Genomic DNA, 21,702 nt, shown 5'->3' on the forward strand with positions numbered 1-21,702 from the left:
CCCCACCCTGCCGCCCTCCCGGTCTGCGCGACCGGGCGGGGCGGCGCTCCTCCTCCCTGCGCTACTCCATCCTGTCCCTGGCCGGCTCGCCCAGCGGTGCCGGGCTGTAGGCCATCACCTCCAGCACGTCGGAATGGAATTCGCGCCGGTACAGCACGAACACCACCCCGGCGGTGGCCAGCATGTAGACCCAGGGATTGATGAACCAGGCCAGGGTCGCCAGTCCGAAATAGTAGGAACGCAGCCCCAGGTTGAACTGGTTGGCGGCCAGCGAGATCACCCGCGCCGTGCGCTCGGCGAAGGCACGGCGCTCCGCCTCGGTGACGTTGCGCTCGGAGATCATCGGCGCCGCCCCCACCATCATCGCCGCGAAGTTGTACTGGCGCATGCACCAGCTGAAGGTGAAGAACGAGTAGATGAACACCAGCGCCACACAGATGATCTTGATCTCCGACAGCTCGCGGCTGACCTCCTGCACGAACGGCAGGCCTTCCAGCACCGACACCGCCCGCTCGGTGGAGCCGAGCACGGTCAGCACGCCGGCGAGGATGATCAGGGTGCTGGAAGCGAAGAACGAGGCGTTGCGCTCCAGGTTGCCGATCACGTTGGCATCGGCGATGCGGTTGTCGCGCATCAGCAGGCGGCGCATCCAGTCCTCGCGGTACAGGTGCATCACGCTGGCCAGGCAGGGGGTGTCCTTGCCCTTCCAGATCGCGTAGCGGGTGTAGCCCAGCCAGCAGAGGATGAACCAGGCCAGGGCGGCCACATGGGGCAGGTAGTGCGCGTCGATGGTCATGACAACTCCTTGTATGCTGCGCCTGTGCCTCCGGCACCCTTGCCGGAGGCACCAGCAGGATTACGCGCGCACCGGCGGGCAGCCCCGCAGGCGGTCGAAGATCATCGCGCCCAGCAGGGTCAGCAACGCCGGCAGCAGCCAGCCGAGGCTGTGCTCGGCCAGCGGCAGGCTGCCGAGCCAGCCCGGCACCAGGGCCTTCAGGCCGGCGGCGTCCAGGCCGGCGAACACGCCGAACACCAGGGTCATCGCCATCACCGGGCGGAACACCCGCGGCGGATGCAGCCACAGGCCGTCGGCCAGGCTGAGCAGCACCAGCACGATGGCCAGCGGATACAGGCCGACCAGCACCGGCACCGAGAAGCTGATCAGCTGGGTCAGGCCGAGGTTGGCCACCAGCAGGCTGAACAGGCTGACCACGATCACCACCGTGCGATACGACACCGGGAACTGGTTGCTGAAGAACTCGCCGCAGGCGGTGATCAGGCCGACGGCGGTGGTCAGGCAGGCCAGGGTGATGACCAGCGCCAGCAGCAGGCTGCCGGCCATGCCGAAGGTGTGCTGCACGTAGGCGGTGAGGATCTGCACGCCGTTCTGCGCATCGCCGGCGATGGCGTGACTGGTGGCGCCGAGACGGAACAGCGCCAGGTAGACCAGCGCCAGGCCGATGGCGGCGATCAGCGCGGCGAGGATCGAATAGCGGGTGACCCGGTGCGCCATGTCCACACCGTGGTCACGGATGGCAGTGGCGATGACGATGCCGAATACCAGCGCGCCGAGGGTGTCCATGGTCAGGTAGCCCTGCAGGAAGCCCTGCATCAGCGGCGCCGCCTGATAGTCGGGCGCGGTGGCGCCGACCGTACCGGCCGGGGCGAACACCGCCGCGCCGCCGAGCACCAGCAGGGCGACGATCAGCACCGGGGTGATCAGCTTGCCGACGCGCTCGAGCAGACGCCCGGGATTGAGGGCGAGGAACAGCACCAGGGCGAAATACACCAGGGTATACAGGGCCTGCGCGAGGCTGCCGCTGCCGGCCAGCGGCGCGATGCCCATCTCGAACGACACCACCGCGGTACGCGGCGTGGCGAACAGCGGACCGATCGCCAGGTAGACCGTCACGGCGAACAGCAGGCCGGCGCTCTTGCCGAGCGGCGCAGTGAGCTGCGCCATGCCGCCGCCCACCCGGGCCAGGGCCACCACGGTGAGCAGCGGCAGGCCGACGCCGGTGAGCAGGAAGCCCAGGGCCGCGCTCCACATGGCCTCGCCAGCGGCGAGGCCGGCGCTCGGCGGGAAGATGATGTTGCCCGCCCCGAGGAACAGCGCGAAGGTCATGAAGCCCAGACCCAGGACATCGACGGTTTTCAAATGATTCATGCACACAACCAGAAAGTGGGAACGGAATCCGGCGCCAGGCACAACGAAAAGAGCCACCCGCAGGTGGCTCCTTCCGTCAAGCCCGCTCCACCGGAGCTTATTTCATGGTCCAGCCGGTCACTTCGGCCAGCGCCTTGCCGATATCGGCCAGCGAGCGCACGGTCTTCACCCCGGCATCCTGCAGGGCGGCGAACTTCTCGTCCGCGGTACCCTTGCCGCCGGAGATGATGGCGCCGGCATGGCCCATGCGCTTGCCGGGCGGCGCGGTGACGCCGGCGATGTAGGACACCACCGGCTTGGTCACGTTAGCCTTGATGAAGGCCGCCGCCTCCTCCTCCGCGCTGCCGCCGATCTCGCCGATCATGACGATCGCCTCGGTCTGCGGGTCGGCCTCGAACAGCTTGAGGATATCAATGAAGCTCGAACCCGGGATCGGGTCACCACCGATGCCCACGCAGGTGGACTGGCCGAAACCGGCGTCGGTGGTCTGCTTCACCGCCTCGTAGGTCAGGGTGCCGGAACGCGACACGATACCGACCTTGCCCGGCAGGTGGATATGGCCGGGCATGATACCGATCTTGCACTCGCCCGGGGTGATCACGCCGGGGCAGTTCGGGCCGATCAGACGAACGCCCAGCTCGTCGCACTTGACCTTGGCCTCGAGCATGTCGAGGGTCGGGATGCCTTCGGTGATGCAGATGATCAGCTGGATGCCGCCGAAGGCCGCCTCGAGGATGGAGTCCTTGCAGAACGGCGCCGGCACGTAGATCACCGACGCGGTGGCGCCGGTGGCGGCCACGGCATCCTTGACGGTATCGAACACCGGCAGGCCGATATGGGTGGTGCCGCCCTTGCCCGGAGTCACGCCGCCGACCATGCGGGTGCCGTACTCGAGGGCCTGCTCGGAGTGGAAGGTGCCCTGACTGCCGGTGAAGCCCTGGCAGATGACCTTGGTGTCCTTGTTGATCAGGATGCTCATTACTTGCCCTCCGCGGCCTTGACGACCTGCTGCGCAGCGTCGGTCAGGCTGCTCGCCGCGATGATGTTCAGACCGCTATCCGCCAGTACCCTGGCGCCCAGATCGGCGTTGTTGCCTTCCAGACGCACCACCACCGGCACCTTGACGCCCACCTCGCGGACCGCGCCGATGATGCCCTCGGCGATCATGTCGCAGCGCACGATGCCGCCGAAGATGTTCACCAGCACCGCCTGCACGTTGCTGTCGGAGAGGATGATCTTGAACGCTTCGGTGACGCGCTCCTTGGTAGCGCCGCCGCCGACGTCGAGGAAGTTGGCCGGGCGGCCGCCGTGCAGGTTGACGATGTCCATGGTGCCCATGGCCAGGCCGGCGCCGTTGACCATGCAGCCGATGTTGCCGTCCAGCGCCACGTAGTTGAGCTCCCACTTGGCTGCGTGGGCCTCGCGCGGGTCGTCCTGGGAGGGGTCCTGCATCTCGCGCAGCTTGGGCTGGCGGTACAGGGCATTGCCGTCGATGTTGAGCTTGGCATCCAGGCAGTGCAGGTTGCCGTCCTTCTTGATCACCAGCGGGTTGACCTCGAGCAGGGCCAGGTCGTAGTCCTGGAACAGCTGGGCGAGGCCGACGAAGATCTGCGCGAACTGCTTGACCTGATCGCCCTTGAGACCGAGCTTGAAGGCCAGTTCGCGGCCCTGGAACGGCTGCGCGCCGACCAGCGGGTCGATGGTGGTCTTGAGGATCTTCTCCGGGGTTTCGTGGGCGACCTTCTCGATGTCCACGCCGCCTTCGGTGGAGGCCATGAACACGATGCGCCGCGAGGAGCGGTCGACCACCGCACCCAGATACAGCTCCTTGGCGATATCGGTGCAGGCCTCGACCAGAATCTTGCTGACCGGCTGCCCGTTGGCATCGGTCTGGTAGGTCACCAGGCGCTGGTCCAGCCACTGCTGGGCGAACGCGCGGGCCTCATCCTTGCTACGAACCAGCTTGACGCCGCCTGCCTTGCCGCGACCGCCGGCATGCACCTGGGCCTTCACCACCCACTCGCTGCCGCCGATCTTGTCACAGGCCTCGGCTGCTTCCTTCGGAGTATCGACTGCGTAGCCCCGGGACACCGGCAGACCATACTCGGCAAACAACTGCTTACCCTGATATTCGTGAAGATTCATCTTTCCATACCACTTTAGTTGTAAGTATTGGCGACCGAATCCTAACCGGGAATGCACTTCAGTGGCTAGAGCTCTGGAATGGGCTTTCCGCTCCGCGCAACCGCCAGAAACGACAACGGCCCCTGGCAGCGGAAGTACCGGACTTCCGCTGCCAGGGGCCGTTGCGGGGCCGGCTGACGAAGGTGTCAGCCGGCGCCAGGCGCGTCAGCGCTTCTTGCGGTTGGCGATGTGGATGGCGTGGCCATTCACCGCCAGAGCGGCCTCGTGCAGGCCTTCCGACAGGGTCGGGTGCGAGAACACCATCATGCCCAGGTCTTCGGCGCTGGAGCCGAATTCCATGGCGATGGCGCCCTGCTGGACCAGCTCGGCGGCGCTCGGGCCGATCACGTGGACGCCCAGCACGCGGTCGGTCTTGGCATCGGCGATGACCTTGATCAGACCGTGGGTGTCGTTGGCAGCCATGGCGCGGCCGCTGGCGGCGAACGGGAACACGCCGACGTTGACGGCGACGCCCTCGGCCTTCAGCTGCTGCTCGGTCTTGCCGACGGCGGCGATTTCCGGGTGGGTGTAGATGACCGACGGGATCAGGTCGTAGTTGACCTGGGCCTTGTGGCCGGCGATGCGCTCGGCGACCATCACGCCCTCTTCCGAGGCCTTGTGGGCCAGCATCGGGCCGCGCACCACGTCGCCGATGGCGTACACGCCCGGCACGCTGGTGGCGCACTGGTCGTCGACGAAGATGAAGCCGCGCTCGTCCAGGGTCACGCCGCTGTCGGCAGCCAGCACGTCCTGGGTCACCGGACGGCGGCCGACGGAGACGATCAGCTTGTCGAAGGTCAGCTGCTGCTCGCCGTTGGCGTCGGTGAAGAACACGGTGACCTGCTTCTTCTTGACTTCCGAACCGGTGACGCGGGCGTTCAGGCGGATGTCCAGGCCCTGCTTGGTCAGCAGCTTCTGGGCTTCCTTGGCGACCTGCTCGTCGATGGCCGGCAGGAACTTGTCCTGGGCCTCGATCACGGTGACTTCGGCACCCAGGCGGGCCCACACCGAGCCCAGCTCCAGGCCGATGACGCCGGCGCCGATCACGCCCAGCTTCTTCGGCACGCTCTGGAACTCCAGGGCGCCAGTGGAATCGACGATGGTGTCCTGGTTGACCGGTGCCGGCGGGATGTCGATCGGCTTGGAGCCGGAGGCGATGATCACGTTGCTGGCTTCCAGCACCTCGACCTTGCCGTCTTCGCCGGTGACTTCGACCTGCTTGCCGGCCAGCAGCTTGCCGTGGCCTTCGATCAGGGTCACGCCGTTCATCTTGAACAGGCTGGCGATGCCGCCAGTCAGGTTCTTCACGATGTTCGCCTTGCGGTCGATCATCGCCGGGACGTCCATCTTGACGTCCTTCACCTCGATACCGTGGACGCCGAAGCTTTCCTTGGCCTCGTGGTACTTCCAGGAGCTGTCCAGCAGCGCCTTGGAGGGAATGCAGCCGACGTTCAGGCAGGTGCCGCCCAGGGCAGTCTTGCCATCCTTGCCCTTGTACTTCTCGATGCAGGCGGTCTTGAAGCCCAGCTGGGCTGCGCGAATGGCCGCCACGTAGCCGCCCGGGCCACCGCCAATCACCACTACGTCGAATTTCTGGGTCATAACTCTCGATCCTTTTGGGATGAACCGGACGGCCCCTCTGTCAGGGGCCGTCGTGGGAGAAGCGCGGGATCAGACGTCCAGCAGCAGGCGAGCCGGATCTTCCAGCAGGTCCTTGATGGTCACCAGGAAGCTGACCGCTTCCTTGCCATCGATCAGACGGTGGTCGTAGGACAGCGCCAGGTACATCATCGGCAGGATCACCACCTGGCCGTTGACGGCCATCGGGCGCTCCTGGATCTTGTGCATGCCGAGGATGGCGGTCTGCGGCGGATTGACGATCGGGCTGGACAGCAGGGAGCCGAACACGCCGCCGTTGGAGATGGTGAAGGTGCCGCCGGTCATCTCCTCGATGGTCAGCTTGCCTTCCTTCGCCTTGCGGCCGTAGCCGGCGATGGTGCCTTCGATCTCGGCCAGGCTCATCAGCTCGGCATTGCGCAGCACCGGAACCACCAGACCGCGGTCGCTGGAGACGGCCACGCCGATGTCCGAGTAGCCGTGGTAGACGATGTCGTTGCCGTCGATCGAGGCGTTGACGCCCGGGAAGCGCTTCAGCGCCTCGGTGGCGGCCTTGACGAAGAACGACATGAAGCCCAGGCGCACGCCGTTGTGCTTCTTCTCGAACAGGTCCTTGTACTTGTTGCGCAGATCCATGATCGGCTTCATGTTGACTTCGTTGTAGGTAGTCAGCATGGCCATGGTGGACTGGGCTTCGACCAGACGCTCGGCGATCTTGGCGCGCAGGCGGGTCATCGGCACGCGCTTCTCGACGCGGTCGCCGACGGCGAAGATCGGCGCATCGGCAGCCGGAGCGGCCGGCTTGGCAGCCGGAGCCGGAGCCTTCTTGGCCTCGACGGCAGCGACGGCGTCTTCCTTGGTGACGCGACCGCCCTTGCCGGTGCCCGGAATGGCGTTGCGATCCAGGTCGTTCTCGGCAGCGATCTTGCGCGCGGCCGGCGACAGGATGGCTTCCTCGGCAGCGGCGGCCGGGGCGGCAGCCGGAGCAGCGGCAGCGGCCGGAGCGGCAGCCGGGGCAGCGGCGGCAGCGCCTTCGGTCAGGGTGCCGAGCAGTTCGCCGCTCAGCACGGTGTCGCCTTCGTTCTTGACGATTTCGGCCAGCACGCCATCGGCTTCGGCCAGGACTTCCATCACCACCTTGTCGGTTTCGATGTCGACGATCAGCTCGTCACGCTTGACGGCTTCGCCCGGCTTCTTGTGCCAGGTGGCAACGGTACCGTCAGCGACGGATTCCGGGAAAGTCGGGGCTTTGATCTCAATAGCCATTCTGTGCATTTCCTATGGATTCGGGTTCTTCAGGCATGCGACTGCCGGACCCGGGGTCCGGCAGCGCAGTGTGAAGGCATTAAACGGTGAAAGCATCCTGCAGCAGCTTTTCCTGCTGCTCGGCGTGCATCGACGCGTAGCCACAGGCCGGCGCAGCGGAAGCCTCGCGACCGGCGTAGGCCAGGCCGAGGGTCTTCTTGTGTGCGGCGATGACGCGGCGCATGTGATGCTGGCTGCAGTACCAGGCGCCCTGGTTCATCGGCTCTTCCTGGCACCAGACCACGTGCTTGAGGTGCTTGTACGGCGCCATGATCTCGGCCAGCTCCTCTTCCGGGAACGGATAGAGCTGCTCGATGCGGACGATGGCGGTGTCCTCGCGACCCTCAGCGCGACGCTTCTCCAGCAAGTCGTAGTAGACCTTGCCGCTGCACAGGATCAGCCGCTCGACCTTCTTCGGATCGAGGCTGTCGATCTCCGGCAGCACCGGATGGAAGGAGCCCTGAGCCAGGTCTTCCAGGGTGGAGATGGCCAGCTTGTGGCGCAGCAGCGACTTCGGAGTCAGGGCCACCAGCGGCTTGCGCAGCGGGCGGATCACCTGGCGGCGCAGCATGTGGTAGACCTGCGCCGGAGTGGTCGGCATGCAGACCTGGATGTTGTGCTCGGCGCACAGCTGCAGGTAACGCTCCAGGCGGGCGGAGGAATGCTCCGGACCCTGGCCTTCGTAGCCATGCGGCAGCAGCATGGTCAGACCGCACAGACGGCCCCACTTGGTCTCGCCGCTGCTGATGAACTGGTCGATCACCACCTGGGCGCCGTTGGCGAAGTCACCGAACTGGGCTTCCCAGATCACCAGCGCGTTCGGCGTGGTGGTGGCGTAGCCGTATTCGAAGGCCAGCACGGCTTCCTCGGAGAGGAAGGAGTCGTACAGATCGAACTTCGGCTGGCCCTCGTAGAGGTTCTGCAGCGGGATGTAGCGGTTGGCGTCCTTCTGGCTGTGCAGCACGGCATGGCGATGCGAGAAGGTGCCACGGCCGACGTCCTGGCCGGTGATGCGCACCGGGTGACCTTCCACCAGCAGGGTGGCGTAGGCCAGGGTCTCGGCGCAGCCCCAGTTGATCGGCATGGCGCCGACGCCCATGCGACCGCGATCCTCGAGGATCTTGGCAACCTGGCGCTGGACCACGAAACCTTCCGGAATCTGCAGCAGCTTGGCGTTCAGCTCCTGCAGGGTCTTCAGGTCGAAGCTGGTGTCGTGCTTGGCGGTCCAGGCATGGCCCAGGTAGGGGCGCCAGTCGACGAACAGCTCGGGGTTCGGCTCCTTGACCAGGCTCTTCAGCACGTGCAGGCCGTTGTCCAGCGCGGTGCGGTATTCGTCGACCTTGGCCTGCACCTCTTCCTGGCTCAGGCTGCCTTCCTTGACCAGGGCATCGGCGTACAGCTCGCGAGTGGTGCGCTGCTTGGCGATCTTCTGGTACATCAGCGGCTGGGTGCCGCTCGGCTCGTCGGCCTCGTTGTGGCCGCGACGGCGGTAGCAGACCAGGTCGATGACCACGTCACGCTTGAACTGCATGCGGTAGTCGACGGCCAGCTGGGTGACGAACAGCACGGCTTCCGGATCGTCGCCGTTCACGTGCAGGATCGGCGCCTGGATCATCTTCGCCGGATCGGTGCAGTACTCGGTGGAACGGGTGTCTTCCGGGTTGCTGGTGGTGAAACCGACCTGGTTGTTGATGACGATGTGGATGGTGCCGCCAGTCTTGTAGCCGCGGATCTGCGACATCTGGAAGGTTTCCATCACCACGCCCTGACCGGCGAAGGCCGAGTCGCCGTGGAGGGAGATCGGTACCACCTTGTCGCCGGCGGCATCGCCGCGACGGTCCTGACGAGCGCGCACGGAACCCTCGACCACCGGGGAAACGATTTCCAGGTGGGACGGGTTGAACGCCATGGCCAGGTGCACTTCGCCACCGGAGGTCATGACGTTGGAGGAGAAGCCCTGGTGGTACTTCACGTCACCGGAGCCCAGCTCGACCAGCTTCTTGCCCTCGAACTCGTCGAACAGGTCGCGCGGGTTCTTGCCGAGGGCGTTGACCAGCAGGTTCAGGCGGCCGCGGTGGGCCATGCCGATGACGATTTCCTTGGCGCCGTAGGAGCCGGAGCGCTGGATGATCTCGTCGACCATCGGCACCAGGCTCTCGCCGCCTTCCAGACCGAAACGCTTGGTGCCCGGGTACTTGGTGCCCAGGTACTTCTCCAGGCCTTCGCCGGCGGTCAGACGCTCGAGGACGTGCGCCTTGACTTCCTTGCTGTACTGCGGACGGCCACGCACGCTCTCCAGACGCTGCTGGAACCACTTGCGCTGCTCGGAATCGACGATGTGGGTGAACTCGGCGCCGATGGTGCCGCAGTAGGTCGCCTGCAGGGCGTCGCGGATCTCGCGCAGGGTCGCTTCCGGCTTGCCGATGAACAGCTCGCCGGTCTGGAACACGGTATCCAGGTCGGCGTCGGTCAGGCCGTAGTGATGGATCGACAGGTCTGCCGGCGCCTTGCGCTCCCACAGGCCGAGCGGGTCGAGCTTGGATGCCTGATGGCCACGCATGCGGAAGGCCTGAATCAGACGCAGCACTTCGACCTGCTTCTTCTCATGCTCACTGCTGACGGTGCCGGCGGACACCGGCTGGGCGCGACGCTGGTTCTTGGCCAGCAGCACGAAATGATCGCGGACCGTGGCATGGGAGACGTCGGGGGACTGGCTGCCGTCGGCCGGCAGCTTCTGGAAGTAGGTGCGCCACTCTTCGGGCACAGCGTTGGGATCGTGCAGGAAGAGCTCGTAGAGCTCTTCGACGTAGGCAGCGTTTCCACCGGACAGGTGGGCACTGTTCCACATCCGCTGCATTACGCTTTCATGCATGCTAGGTCACCCTCGGTAAGGGGACACCATCTGGCGTGGAGACCGCCGTGGCTTAAAGTCCAGAGCAGCGACTTCGGCAAAGCCACTTGGGATCCCGCTGATGGTCCGGGCTCCAGCCCGGTTGCCCCTGCTGGTCGTTTTTTAATCAAGAACCGCGGCTTTGTGGGCTACGGCTGGTTCTGCAACTGCGCGGAGTGCCGGCAAGCCGCCACTCCGCGCAGATTCTTTTGACTCACCGCACGTGGCGGCTCATCAGGTACCGCTTTGCAGCAGCATGTTACGCACGTGGCCGATCGCCTTGGTCGGGTTCAGACCCTTCGGGCAAACGTTCACGCAGTTCATGATCCCGCGGCAACGGAACACACTGAACGGGTCGTCCAGCGACGCCAGACGCTCTTCGGTCTTGGTGTCGCGGCTGTCGGCCAGGAAGCGATAGGCCTGCAGCAGGGCGGCCGGACCGAGGAACTTGTCCGGGTTCCACCAGAACGACGGGCAGGAGGTCGAGCAGCAGGCGCACAGGATGCACTCGTACAGACCGTCCAGCTTCTCGCGCTGTTCCGGGGACTGCAGACGCTCGATGGCCGGAGCCGGAGTGTCGTTCTGCAGGAACGGCTGCACCTTCTCGTACTGCTTGTAGAAGATGCTCATGTCGACCACCAGGTCACGGATGACCGGCAGGCCCGGCAGCGGGCGGATCACCAGCTTGCCGTTCTTGATCACCTGCGAGATCGGGGTGATGCAGGCCAGGCCGTTCTTGCCACTGATGTTCATGCCGTCGGAACCGCAAACGCCTTCGCGGCAGGAGCGACGGTAGGAGAAGGTCACGTCCTGCTCCTTGATCAGCGCCAGGACATCCAGGACCATCAGGTCCTTGCCGTCGATCTCGACGTTGAAATCCTGCATGAACGGAGCAGCGTCTTTCTCCGGGTTGTAGCGGTAGACGCTGACTTGCAGAGTTTTACCAAGCGACATATCAGCCTCCCTTAATAAGTACGCACTTTGGGCTCGAACGCCGGAACGGTCTTCGGCGAGAAGTTCACGCCGCGCTTGGCCACGCGCTTCTCACCCGGGAAGTACAGGGTGTGGCACAGCCAGTTCTCGTCGTCGCGCTCTTCGAAGTCTTCGCGGGCGTGGGCACCACGGGACTCCTTGCGGACCTCGGCGGCGATCGCAGTGGCTTCGGCCACTTCGAGGAGGTTCTGCAGCTCCAGCGCTTCGGTACGCGCGGTGTTGAAGGCCTGGCTCTTGTCGGCGATCTTGACGTTGGCGATGCGCTCGCGCAGCTCTGCCAGCTGGGCGATGCCCTTCTGCATGTATTCGCCGGTACGGAACACACCGAAGTAGTTCTGCATGCACTGCTGCAGCTCTTTGCGCAGCGGGGCAACGTCTTCACCGGTGGTGCGCTCGTTGACGCCGGACAGGCGCTTGAGGGAAGCCTCGAGGTCGCTCTCGGTGGCGCCGCGGTGCTCGATGCCCTCCTTGAGGGCCTTCTCCAGGTGCAGACCGGCAGCGCGGCCGAACACCACCAGGTCGAGCAGCGAGTTGCCGCCCAGACGGTTGGCGCCGTGCACCGACACACAAGCCACTTCGCCCACGGCGAACAGGCCTTCGATGATCTTGTCGTTGCCGTTGGCGTCCTGGGTGATGGCCTGACCATGGATGTTGGTGGCAACGCCACCCATCATGTAGTGGCAGGTCGGGATCACCGGAATCGGCGCGACCACCGGGTCGACGTGGGCGAAGGTCTTGGACAGTTCGCAGATGCCCGGCAGGCGGCTGTGCAGCACTTCCTCGCCGAGGTGATCGAGCTTCAGCAGCACGTGATCCTTGTCCGGACCACAGCCGTTGCCGGCGATCACTTCCTTGACCATGGAACGGGCGACCACGTCGCGACCGGCCAGGTCCTTGGCGTTCGGAGCGTAACGCTCCATGAAGCGCTCGCCGTGGGCGTTGATCAGATAGCCACCCTCACCGCGGCAACCTTCGGTCACCAGCACGCCGGCGCCGGCGATGCCGGTCGGGTGGAACTGCCACATCTCGATGTCCTGCACCGGCACGCCGGCACGCAGGGCCATGCCCACGCCGTCGCCGGTGTTGATCAGGGCGTTGGTGGTGGAGGCGTAGATACGGCCGGCACCGCCGGTAGCCAGCACGGTGGCCTTGGAGCGGATGTAGACGGTCTCGCCGGTCTCGATGCGGATGGCGATGATGCCGACGATGGCACCGTCCTGGTTCTTCACCAGGTCGACGGCGAACCACTCGTTGAGGAAGGTGGTGCCGTTCTTCAGGTTGGCCTGGTACAGGGTGTGCAGCAGGGCGTGACCGGTACGGTCGGCCGCGGCGCAGGTACGGGCAGCCTGGCCACCGTTGCCGTAGTCCTTGGACTGACCACCGAACGGACGCTGGTAGATGCGGCCCTGCTCGGTGCGGGAGAACGGCAGGCCCATGTGCTCGAGCTCGAACACGGCTTCCGGACCTACGGAACACATGTACTCGATGGCGTCCTGGTCACCGATGTAGTCGGAGCCCTTGACGGTGTCGTACATGTGCCAGCGCCAGTCGTCGTTCGGGTCGGCCGAAGCGATGGCGCAGGTGATGCCGCCCTGGGCGGACACGGTATGCGAACGGGTCGGGAAGACCTTGGTCACGCAGGCGGTCTTGTGACCGGACTGGGACAGCTGCAGCGCGGCGCGCATGCCGGCACCGCCACCACCGATGATGATGGCGTCGAAGGAAAGAGTAGGAATGCTAGCCATGGATCAGATACCCCAAAGAATCTGCACACCCCAGACGAAGAACGCGAACATGGCGATGCCGCAGACTGCCTGGAAGAGGAAACGCACAGCGGTGGCCGACTTGCCCAGCGCCATCGGCGTCAGGTAGTCAGTGGAGATGGTCCACATGCCGACCCAGGCGTGCACGCTCAGGGCGACGACGGCCAGCAGGCTGAAGATGCGCATCCAGCCCTGGGCGAACAGACCGTGCCAGTCGGCATAGCCCAGCCCCGGATTGGCGACCAGGTAGCCCAGCAGGAAGAGGAAGTAAGCCGCGAGCACCACAGCGGAGACCCGCTGGGCCATCCAGTCGTAGAGGCCCGACCGGGAGAAGTTAGTGACGTTGGTTACCATACCCACACCCCTGCAAGAACGATCAGCACCGCGGAAATGGCGATGACGATTTTGGAGCCCAGCTTGCCGCCTTCCAGCGTTTCGCCAATGCCCATATCCATAATCAGATGGCGAATGCCGGCTACCAGGTGGTACAGGAGCGCGGACAACAGACCCCACATCACGAGCTTGGCCAGGGGGCTGGCCAGACACGCCTTCACCTGCTCGAAGCCTTCCTCGGACGCCAGGGACAGGTCGAGTGCGTACAGCAGCACAGCGATGCCCAGGAACAGAATGACGCCGGAGATACGGTGAGCGATGGACGTGTAAGCAGTGACTGGGAGTTGGATGGTCCTAAGGTCTAGGTTTACGGGTCGTTTGCTATTCACGGCTTTTTTCACACTGAGAGCCCCAACCAGCAGGGCAAGTTGTCGGGAAGTGCACTTGTCAGGTACCCATCACCAGGTAGTGACAACAGCCAGAACCTAGGCCTGGCATAGCCTCTGGCGGTCGGCCACGCAGTATAGACAGTTAGGTCAGGCCTGACAACGCGCGGCCTTAGCCTAAAGGACTGATTGTCGCACCCGTCCGAAAGGAGTAAATAGCCGTGAACTTGAGCGAACATGCGCGCGCAGAAGGCGTGTCGACCGACTTTCGGACAAATTGACTTTCGCCTTTATCGCTCTATAGTGGCACGGGCCCTGCCTGGGGGGCCGTGTATAGAAAGATGATTTCAAGCCAAGCACAATTTTAGGAGGCCGGTTATGGCTGACAAGAAAGCACAGTTGATCATCGAGGGCGCCGCCCCCGTCGAGCTGCCCATTCTCTCTGGCTCCATGGGCCCGGACGTCATCGACGTTCGCAGCCTGACCAGCCAGGGGGTGTTCACCTATGATCCTGGCTTCATGTCGACCGCCGCTTGCGAGTCGAAGATCACCTTCATCGACGGCGACAAGGGCGTCCTGCTGCACCGCGGCTACCCGATCGAGCAGCTGGCCGAGAAATCCGACTACCTCGAAACCTGCTACGCCCTGCTCTACGGCGAGCTGCCGACCGCTGCGCAGAAGGCCGAGTTCACCGGCCTGGTGAAGAACCACACCATGGTTCACGAGCAGATGAAGTCGTTCCTCAACGGCTTCCGCCGCGACGCACACCCGATGGCGGTGATGTGCGGCCTGGTCGGCGCCCTGTCCGCCTTCTACCACGACTCGCTGGACAATAACGATCCGAAGCACCGCGAGATCTCCGCGATCCGCCTGATCGCCAAGATGCCGACCATGGCCGCCATGGCCTACAAGTACTCGGTCGGCCAGCCGATCATGTACCCGCGCAACGACCTGAGCTACGCGGAAAACTTCCTGCACATGATGTTCAACACCCCGTGCGAGGAGAAGAAGGTGAACCCGGTGCTGGCCAAGGCCATGGACCGCATCTTCATCCTGCACGCCGACCATGAGCAGAATGCCTCCACCTCCACCGTGCGCCTGACCGGCTCCACCGGTGCCAACCCGTTCGCCTGTATCGCCGCCGGCATCGCCGCGCTGTGGGGACCGGCTCACGGCGGCGCCAACGAGGCCGTGCTGACCATGCTGGACGAGATCGGCAGCGTCGAGAACATCGAGAAGTTCATCGCCAAGGCCAAGGACAAGAACGATCCGTTCAAGCTGATGGGCTTCGGTCACCGCGTGTACAAGAACTTCGACCCGCGCGCCAAGGTCATGAAGCAGACCTGCGACGAGGTGCTGTCCGAGCTGGGCATCAACGATCCGAAGCTCGAGCTGGCCATGAAGCTCGAGGAGATCGCGCGCAACGATCCGTACTTCAAGGAGCGCAACCTGTACCCGAACGTGGACTTCTACTCGGGCATCATCCTGAAGGCCATCGGCATTCCGACCAGCATGTTCACCGTGATCTTCGCCCTGGCGCGCACCGCCGGCTGGATCTCGCAGTGGAAGGAAATGTACGCCGGCGGCTACAAGATCGGCCGTCCGCGCCAGATCTACACCGGCCACCCGACCCGCGACTACGTGCCGCTGGATCAGCGCAAGTAAGTCATCGCGTCACCGGCAAGGGGCTGCTTCGGCAGCCCCTTTGCTTTTGGGCCTCACCCTGCCGCCGGCAGGGTCCGCCCCACCGGCGGCACGCCTCAGGCGGTCATCTGCTCCCACTCCGTGAGCAAGCGGATGGCCTGCTCGCGGCTCTCGCCGCACACCTGCGGATCGGCGGCAAACCGGCCGCACACCGGCGGCCGCTCCGGCAGGCCGAACAGCCGGCACAGATTGCCCTCATCCAGCTGCACGCAGCGGACACCGGCCGGCTTACCCTGCGGCATGCCGGGAATCGGCGAGGAAATCGACGGGGCGATGCAGCAGGCCCCGCAACCGGCTCGACACTCCATGGTTCAGGCTCTCGATACGATGGAAATCATGGCGGCTCGTGACATCGGCCGCGCGGCGCGGGAGGATAGCCGCCGTTTCGGTTGTCGCCAAGCACAGCCCATCGCCATGTACGGGAGAAAGCCCCATGCCGGTTTGGATGCAGACCGCGGCCCTGCTCAGCCTGTCCAACATCTTCATGACCTTCGCCTGGTACGGCCACCTGAAGACCCTCAGCGGCAAGCCGTGGGTCATCGCCGCCCTGGTCAGCTGGGGCATCGCCCTGTTCGAGTACCTGCTGATGGTGCCGGCCAACCGCATCGGCTACACCGAACTGTCGGTCGGCCAGCTGAAGATCATGCAGGAGGTGATCACCCTGAGCATCTTCGTGCCGTTCAGCGTGCTGTACATGCAGCAGCCGCTGAAGCTCGACTACCTGTGGGCCGGACTGTGCCTGGTCGGCGCCGTGTACTTCATCTTCCGCAGCGCCTGAACCGGCCGGTCAACCCTTCGCCGGCGGCTTGAGCCGGGTGATCAGGCTGGAAGTATCCCAGCGCCCGCCCCCGTCGGCCTGCACTTCGGCGTAGAACTGGTCGACCAGCGCGGTGACCGGCAGCTGCGCGCCGTTGCGCCGCGCCTCGTCGAGCAGGATGCCGAGATCCTTGCGCATCCAGTCGACGGCGAAGCCGAAGTCGAAGCGCCCTTCCAGCATGCTGGCGTGGCGGTTCTCCAGCTGCCAGGACTGTGCCGCCCCCTTGGCGATCACCTCCATCGCCGCCTTGCCGTCGAGGCCGGCGCAGTGGGCGAAATGCAGCGCCTCGGACAGCCCCTGCAGCAGGCCGCCGATGCAGATCTGGTTGACCATCTTGGTCAGCTGGCCGCTGCCGGCGTGCCCCATCAGCCTGACCATGCGCGCGTAGCTCTGGATCACCGGCTCGGCGCGGGCGAATACCGCCGCCTCGCCGCCGACCATCACCGTCAGCACGCCATTCTCGGCCCCCGCCTGGCCGCCGGAAACCGGCGCATCGAGGAACTCCAGTTCGCGCTCGGCCGCCAGCACCGCCAGCTCGCGGGCAACCGCAGCCGAGGCCGTGGTGTGATCGACCAGCACGCTGCCCGGCGCCATGCCGGCGAAGGCCCCATCCGCCCCCAGCAGCACCGCGCGCAGGTCGTCGTCGTTACCCACGCAGCTCATCACGAACTCGGCGCCGACCGCCGCCTCGCGCGGCGTAGCCGCACTGCGCCCACCGTGCTCGGCGACCCAGCGCCGGGCCTTCTCGGCCGTGCGGTTGTACACGCAGACCTCGTGGCCGTTGCGCAGCAGATGCGCGGCCATCGGGTAGCCCATCACCCCCAGACCGAGAAATGCGACCTTTGCCATCCTTACACCTCCATTCGACGAGAGGCCGAGCCTAGCACAGGGATTTACCGGAGCAGTAGGCAGCCCCCATACTCGGCCGAAACGGACTGCGGAGGGCGCATGAAGCACTGGCTGGTAATCGACCTGGAGGCCACCACCGATGACGGCGGCTGGCCGACCGAGGAGATGGAAATCATCGAGATCGGCGCGGTGGTCGTCGACGAGCAGGGCCGCGAGCAGGATCACTTCCAGAGCTTCGTCCGTCCCACCCGCCGCCCGCAGCTCACCGCCTTCTGCCGGCAGCTCACCCACATCGCCCAGGCGGACGTCGACCAGGCGCCGACCCTGCTGCAGCTGCAGGAGCGCTTCGAGCCCTGGCTGCAGGCGCACCTCCCCGGCCTGCAGGGCTGGCTCAGCTGGGGCAACTACGACCGCCAGCAGTTCGAGGCGGAATGGCGCCGCCAGCGGATCGCCAGCGCCCTGGCCGCCCTGCCCCACTTCAACCTGAAGAAGCTGTTCAACCGCCAGTTCAAGGGCACCGCCGGGCGCAAGCAGGTCGGCCTCAACCGCGCCCTGGAGATCGCCGGCCTGGAGTTCCGCGGTACCCAGCATCGCGGCATCGACGATGCGCGCAACATCGCCCGCCTGCTGCCGCTGACCCTGCCGACCCTCGCCGCCGCGCGCCTCGAGCTGCACACCCCGCACTGAACGTCCCCGGCGGCCGCGCACCGCCCGGACAGGGTCCGAGCCCGGCCGCAACACAGGTGACGCGGGCATGCGCCTTGGGCATACTGGCGCGCCATTTTCTTCCCTTCCTGCGAGGCCCGCATGTTCAAGGTCAACGAGTACTTCAACGGCACCGTCAAATCCATCGCCTTCGACATGACCGAAGGTCCGGCCACCGTCGGCGTGATGGCCCCGGGCGAATACGAATTCGGCACCGCCAAGTCCGAAGTGATGCACGTGATCGCCGGCGCGCTGACCGTCAAGCTGCCGGGCAGCGACAGCTGGGAAACCTTCGCCGCCGGCAGCAAGTTCGATGTGCCGGCCGACAGCAAGTTCCAGCTCAAGGTCGCCCAGGATACCGCCTATCTCTGCGAATACCGCTGAGTCGCGGGGCCTGTGCCCCTGCGCCGCGCCAATGAAAAGCCCGACCACAAGGTCGGGCTTTTCATTGCGCCACTGCCGGGCTGCCGCCTCAGTAGGTCGGCAGCTCCACGTCGGCGAACAGCTCTTCCAGCTCGGATTTGTTGCGGCACTGCACCGCCTCCATCACCCGCTCACGGGTCAGGTGCGGAGCGAAGCGCTCGATGAAGTCGAGCATGAAGCCGCGCAGGAAGGTGCCGCGCCTGAAGCCGATCTTGGTCACGCTGGGCTCGAACAGCTCGCTGGCGTCGAGCACCACCAGATCGCCATCCTGCACCGGGTCGACCGCCATCCGCGCCACGATGCCGACGCCGAGGCCGAGGCGCACATAGGTCTTGATCACGTCGGCATCGGCAGCAGTGAACACCACCTTGGGCTCCAGGCCGTGATGACTGAAGGCCTCGTCCAGCTTGGAGCGGCCGGTGAAGCCGAACACGTAGGTGACGATCGGATGCTCGGCCAGCGCCTCCAGGGTCAGCTTGGGCAGGCGGGTCAGCGGGTGCCCCTGGGGCACGATCACGCAGCGGTTCCAGCGATAGCAGGGCATCATCACCAGATCGCCGAACTGCTCCAGCGCCTCGGTGGCGATGGCGAAGTCCACTGTGCCGTCGGCGGCCATCTCGGCGATCTGCGTCGGCGTACCCTGGTGCATGTGCAGCGCCACCTCCGGGTACTGCTTGATGAAGTCGCCGATCACCTGCGGCAGGGCATAGCGCGCCTGGGTGTGGGTGGTGGCGATCGACAGGGTGCCCTTCTTCTCGTTGGAGAACTCCTGGGCGATCTGCTTGATGCTCTCGACCTTGCGCAGGATCTCCCCCGCGGTATTGATGATTCGCTCGCCGGCCGGCGTGATCCGCGTCAGGTGCTTGCCGCTGCGGGCGAATACCTCCACCCCCAGCTCGTCCTCGAGCAGGCGGATCTGCTTGCTGATCCCCGGCTGCGAGGTGTACAGGCTCTGCGCGGTGGCTGAAACGTTCAGGTCATGATGCGCAACTTCCCAGATGTAACGCAGTTGCTGAAGCTTCATGAAAGGTCCTCGATTCGGAGATAGGCCGGCAGACTGCCGGAGCAGCCCTGATTTTTTTATAACCATATCCATGGTTTATTTTGGAATCTTAGACGAGAAATACCTTCCTGTATGCTCCCCTCAGCGACTTTCGCCACCTTCTGGCAGGATGGGCACCAGGTAGACCGGCACCCGCGCCTGCTGCAGCAGGCGCAGGCAGGTGCGCCCCAGCGCGGCGCCCGGCTGCAGGCTCTGGCTGTGCGAGCCGATCACGATCAGCTCCACGGCGAGATCCTCCGCCAACTGCAGGATCACCTGCGGCGGATCGCCGAGCTGGACCTGCACGGCGCGGATCGGCAGCGCATCCTCGGCACTTTCCTGAAGCTCGTCGCAGAATCCTTCGAACACCCGCTGCTCGATGCTGGCCATGACGCGCTCGAGGCCGTGCTGGTGGAGATCGCTGAGCGAGTCGGCATCGAGGTAGGTCTGCAGCAGCGATTCGGCGAACAGCCCGAGCGGCTCGACCACGTGCAGCACATACAGGTCGGCGTGGTGCACTCGCGCGAGCGTCAGCGCGTGCTGCAGTACGTAGGGTGCGTACAGCCCGAGGTCGGTGGCGTAGAGGATGGAGCGGATCATCAGGCCTCCATGGCAGGGGGCTGCGTTACCTCCTCAGCGTAGCAGGGCTTTGCCGCTCACTCGTTGGCCACACCGTGGGGCACATGGCCGGTCGGCACCACGCTGCGCGCCCGCTCGCAGTGCCCGGCCTGGTCGTCGAAGAACACGTCGGCGGCGAAGGCCTCGAGGAACGCCGACTTGTCGAGGCCGCCGAGGAACAGCGACTCGTCGAGGCGGATGTCCCAGTCGCGCAGGGTGCGGATCACCCGCTCGTGAGCCGGCGCCGAACGCGCGGTGACCAGGGCGGTGCGGATCGGACACGCCTCCTCGGCGAACTCGCGCTGCAGGCGGTTGAGCGCGGCGAGGAACGGCTTGAACGGCCCGCCGCCCAGCGGCTGACGGGCCGCCTCGCGCTCGCGCGCCTGGAAGGCGGCCAGGCCGTCCTGCTGGTAGATGCGCTCGGCCTCGTCGGAGAACAGCACCGCATCGCCATCGAAGGCGATGCGCAGTTCGTGGCTGGCCGCGCGCCGGGCACCGCCGGCGAGGATGGTGGCGGCGGCGAAGCCGGCCTCCAGGGCATGGCGCACGTCCTCGGCGTGGGTGGAAAGGAACAGCTGGCAGCCGAAGGCGGCCAGGTAGGGATCGGGGCTGCGCCCGCCGACGAAAGCGGCGCGGGTGATCGGCAGGCCGTAGTGCTGGATCGAGTTGAACACCCGCAGGCCGGTATCGGCGCTGTTGCGCGACACCAGCACCACCTCGACCCGCGCCTGCGCCAGACGCGTGTTGAGGCCCAGCAGCTTCTCCACCAGCGGGTAGGCCTCGCCGGGCCCCAGCACCTCGTCCTCGTGGGCGATCTGGTACTGCCGGTAGGCCTCGATGCCCTCGGCCTCGTAGACGCGGTGGCTGTCGTCGAGGTCGAACAGCGCCCGCGAGGAGATCGCCACCACCAGCTTGTCGCCCAGGCTGCCCGCCATCTCAGCTCCTCCCCGTCACTGGCCGGCTTCCTGCAGGAAGGCCAGCGTCTGATGCAGCATGCGCACCCGCGGCATGTCCACTCCGGCGGCGACGGCGGCAGCAAGGGGCGCGGCATACAGCGCCGGCAGCTCGGCCGGGCGACGCTGGGCGAAGTCGTGGTACATGCTCGGCAGGTAATCGGGCATGCGGTCGGTGTAGGCCAGCAGCTTCTGCGGGTAGTGGTCCGGCAGCCTGTGGCCGCAGGCCCGGGCGGCATCCACCACCTCCTCCATCAGCGACTGCAGCAGCGCGCGGCTGTGCGGACTGGCCATCAGCGGCGCGGTGGAGCTGCCGAGCAGCACCGAGACGCCGTTGTAGGGGATGTTCCACACTAGCTTCTGCCAGCGCGCCTGGTCGAGATCGGCGATCACGGCGGACTCGATGCCCGCCTCGCGCAGCCAAGCCACGCCCTGCTCGAGCAGTGCCTGGCGCTCGGCGGCCGACGCCGGCCCGCTGTGGTAGCCGAGGTTGCACACGCCCTGGGCCTGGTGCACCACCACGCCCGGCGCCTCGCGGTGAGCACAGATGAAGCACAGCCCGCCGAGCAGGTGCAGCGCGTCGGGCAGCAGCGGACGCAGCGCGTCCTCCACGCCCAGGCCGTTCTGCAGCAGCACCACCTTCGCCCCCGGCGCCGCGGCCTGCACGATCAGCGGCGCCAGCTCGGCGTTGCTGGTGGTCTTGGCCCCGACCAGCAGCCAGTCGCAGCGCGGCATCTGCGCCGCGTCGCGCCAGGCGTTGACCTGCGGCAGGTACAGCTCACCGAGCTGGGCATGGCGCACGCGCAGGCCGTCGCGGGCCACGGCCTCGTATTCGCTGCGCAGCAGGAAGTGCACCTCGAAGCCGGCACGGGCCAGCATCAGGCCGTAGTAGCCACCGATGGCACCGGTGCCGATGATGCCGATGCGCGGGCGAACCGATTCGCTCATTGCAA

21 protein-coding genes are annotated in these 21,702 nt (G+C 65.8%); 4 read left to right on the forward strand and 17 right to left on the reverse strand.

Annotated features, from left to right (window positions below; genetic code table 11):
- Positions 1-61 precede the first annotated feature (61 nt).
- The 11 genes from E5198_RS05420 to sdhC all read right to left on the reverse strand — a co-directional run bounded on the left by E5198_RS05420 (position 62) and on the right by sdhC (position 13,653).
- Complete coding sequence (locus tag E5198_RS05420) at positions 62-796, reverse strand: DUF599 domain-containing protein (RefSeq protein ID WP_136488993.1); 735 nt, start codon at positions 794-796, stop codon at positions 62-64.
- A 60-nt stretch (positions 797-856) separates the two neighbouring features.
- Entirely contained in the window at positions 857-2,167 is a 1,311-nt protein-coding gene (gene brnQ / locus E5198_RS05425) for a branched-chain amino acid transport system II carrier protein (protein WP_136488994.1), read from the reverse strand.
- A gap of 97 nt (positions 2,168-2,264) precedes the next feature.
- Positions 2,265-3,146 carry a succinate--CoA ligase subunit alpha gene (sucD, locus tag E5198_RS05430; RefSeq protein WP_136488995.1) on the reverse strand — a complete coding sequence of 294 codons (882 nt, stop codon included), beginning with the start codon at positions 3,144-3,146 and terminating at the stop codon, positions 2,265-2,267.
- Positions 3,146-4,312 carry an ADP-forming succinate--CoA ligase subunit beta gene (sucC, locus tag E5198_RS05435; protein WP_136488996.1) on the reverse strand — a complete coding sequence of 389 codons (1,167 nt, stop codon included), beginning with the start codon at positions 4,310-4,312 and terminating at the stop codon, positions 3,146-3,148. The genes sucD and sucC overlap by 1 nt, the downstream gene beginning before the upstream one ends.
- 204 nt (positions 4,313-4,516) lie before the next feature.
- A complete protein-coding gene (gene lpdA, locus E5198_RS05440) occupies positions 4,517-5,953 on the reverse strand; it encodes a dihydrolipoyl dehydrogenase (RefSeq protein ID WP_136488997.1) in 1,437 nt (478 codons plus the stop codon).
- Positions 5,954-6,022: 69 nt separating this feature from the next.
- A complete protein-coding gene (odhB, locus tag E5198_RS05445) occupies positions 6,023-7,234 on the reverse strand; it encodes a 2-oxoglutarate dehydrogenase complex dihydrolipoyllysine-residue succinyltransferase (RefSeq protein WP_136488998.1) in 1,212 nt (403 codons plus the stop codon).
- A 79-nt stretch (positions 7,235-7,313) separates the two neighbouring features.
- A complete protein-coding gene (locus E5198_RS05450; RefSeq protein WP_136488999.1) occupies positions 7,314-10,145 on the reverse strand; it encodes a 2-oxoglutarate dehydrogenase E1 component in 2,832 nt (943 codons plus the stop codon).
- A gap of 252 nt (positions 10,146-10,397) precedes the next feature.
- Complete coding sequence (locus E5198_RS05455; RefSeq protein WP_136489000.1) at positions 10,398-11,117, reverse strand: succinate dehydrogenase iron-sulfur subunit; 720 nt, start codon at positions 11,115-11,117, stop codon at positions 10,398-10,400.
- A gap of 11 nt (positions 11,118-11,128) precedes the next feature.
- Complete coding sequence (sdhA, locus tag E5198_RS05460) at positions 11,129-12,901, reverse strand: succinate dehydrogenase flavoprotein subunit (RefSeq protein ID WP_136489001.1); 1,773 nt, start codon at positions 12,899-12,901, stop codon at positions 11,129-11,131.
- A 3-nt stretch (positions 12,902-12,904) separates the two neighbouring features.
- Positions 12,905-13,273, reverse strand: a complete 369-nt coding sequence (gene sdhD, locus E5198_RS05465; RefSeq protein ID WP_136489002.1) for a succinate dehydrogenase, hydrophobic membrane anchor protein — start codon at positions 13,271-13,273, stop codon at positions 12,905-12,907.
- Positions 13,267-13,653: a succinate dehydrogenase, cytochrome b556 subunit gene (gene sdhC, locus E5198_RS05470; RefSeq protein ID WP_178084045.1), complete on the reverse strand. Its 387-nt coding sequence runs from the start codon at positions 13,651-13,653 to the stop codon at positions 13,267-13,269. The genes sdhD and sdhC overlap by 7 nt, the downstream gene beginning before the upstream one ends.
- A gap of 363 nt (positions 13,654-14,016) precedes the next feature.
- On the opposite strand from sdhC, the gene gltA reads away from it, so the two are divergent.
- On the forward strand, positions 14,017-15,303 hold the full coding sequence (gltA, locus tag E5198_RS05475; RefSeq protein WP_136489004.1) for a citrate synthase: 1,287 nt from the start codon (positions 14,017-14,019) through the stop codon (positions 15,301-15,303).
- A 95-nt stretch (positions 15,304-15,398) separates the two neighbouring features.
- Here gltA and E5198_RS05480 read toward each other — a convergent pair whose 3' ends face one another.
- Entirely contained in the window at positions 15,399-15,650 is a 252-nt protein-coding gene (locus tag E5198_RS05480; protein ID WP_136489005.1) for a YkgJ family cysteine cluster protein, read from the reverse strand.
- 125 nt (positions 15,651-15,775) lie between these two features.
- Here E5198_RS05480 and E5198_RS05485 point away from each other — a divergent pair, with 125 nt between their 5' ends.
- Positions 15,776-16,120 carry a DMT family protein gene (locus E5198_RS05485; protein ID WP_136489006.1) on the forward strand — a complete coding sequence of 115 codons (345 nt, stop codon included), beginning with the start codon at positions 15,776-15,778 and terminating at the stop codon, positions 16,118-16,120.
- Positions 16,121-16,129: 9 nt separating this feature from the next.
- Here E5198_RS05485 and E5198_RS05490 read toward each other — a convergent pair whose 3' ends face one another.
- Positions 16,130-17,008: an NAD(P)-dependent oxidoreductase gene (locus E5198_RS05490; RefSeq protein ID WP_136489007.1), complete on the reverse strand. Its 879-nt coding sequence runs from the start codon at positions 17,006-17,008 to the stop codon at positions 16,130-16,132.
- 99 nt (positions 17,009-17,107) lie between these two features.
- On the opposite strand from E5198_RS05490, the gene E5198_RS05495 reads away from it, so the two are divergent.
- Complete coding sequence (locus E5198_RS05495) at positions 17,108-17,695, forward strand: exonuclease domain-containing protein (protein ID WP_136489008.1); 588 nt, start codon at positions 17,108-17,110, stop codon at positions 17,693-17,695.
- A gap of 120 nt (positions 17,696-17,815) precedes the next feature.
- The gene (locus tag E5198_RS05500) at positions 17,816-18,097 is read left to right on the forward strand and encodes a pyrimidine/purine nucleoside phosphorylase (RefSeq protein ID WP_136489009.1); all 282 of its coding nucleotides are present in this window, start codon (positions 17,816-17,818) and stop codon (positions 18,095-18,097) included.
- 88 nt (positions 18,098-18,185) lie between these two features.
- Here E5198_RS05500 and cysB read toward each other — a convergent pair whose 3' ends face one another.
- The 4 genes from cysB to E5198_RS05520 all read right to left on the reverse strand — a co-directional run bounded on the left by cysB (position 18,186) and on the right by E5198_RS05520 (position 21,697).
- A complete protein-coding gene (gene cysB, locus E5198_RS05505; protein ID WP_136489010.1) occupies positions 18,186-19,160 on the reverse strand; it encodes an HTH-type transcriptional regulator CysB in 975 nt (324 codons plus the stop codon).
- Positions 19,161-19,280: 120 nt separating this feature from the next.
- Positions 19,281-19,778, reverse strand: coding sequence for a universal stress protein (locus tag E5198_RS05510; RefSeq protein WP_136489011.1), 498 nt, complete (start codon positions 19,776-19,778; stop codon positions 19,281-19,283).
- A 56-nt stretch (positions 19,779-19,834) separates the two neighbouring features.
- Positions 19,835-20,731, reverse strand: a complete 897-nt coding sequence (locus E5198_RS05515; RefSeq protein WP_136489012.1) for a 5'-nucleotidase — start codon at positions 20,729-20,731, stop codon at positions 19,835-19,837.
- 15 nt (positions 20,732-20,746) lie between these two features.
- Positions 20,747-21,697, reverse strand: a complete 951-nt coding sequence (locus tag E5198_RS05520; protein ID WP_136489013.1) for a putative 2-dehydropantoate 2-reductase — start codon at positions 21,695-21,697, stop codon at positions 20,747-20,749.
- Between the last annotated feature and the right edge of the window lie 5 nt (positions 21,698-21,702).

This window comes from Pseudomonas sp. A-1 (assembly GCF_004801855.1).
GTDB lineage: Bacteria > Pseudomonadota > Gammaproteobacteria > Pseudomonadales > Pseudomonadaceae > Geopseudomonas.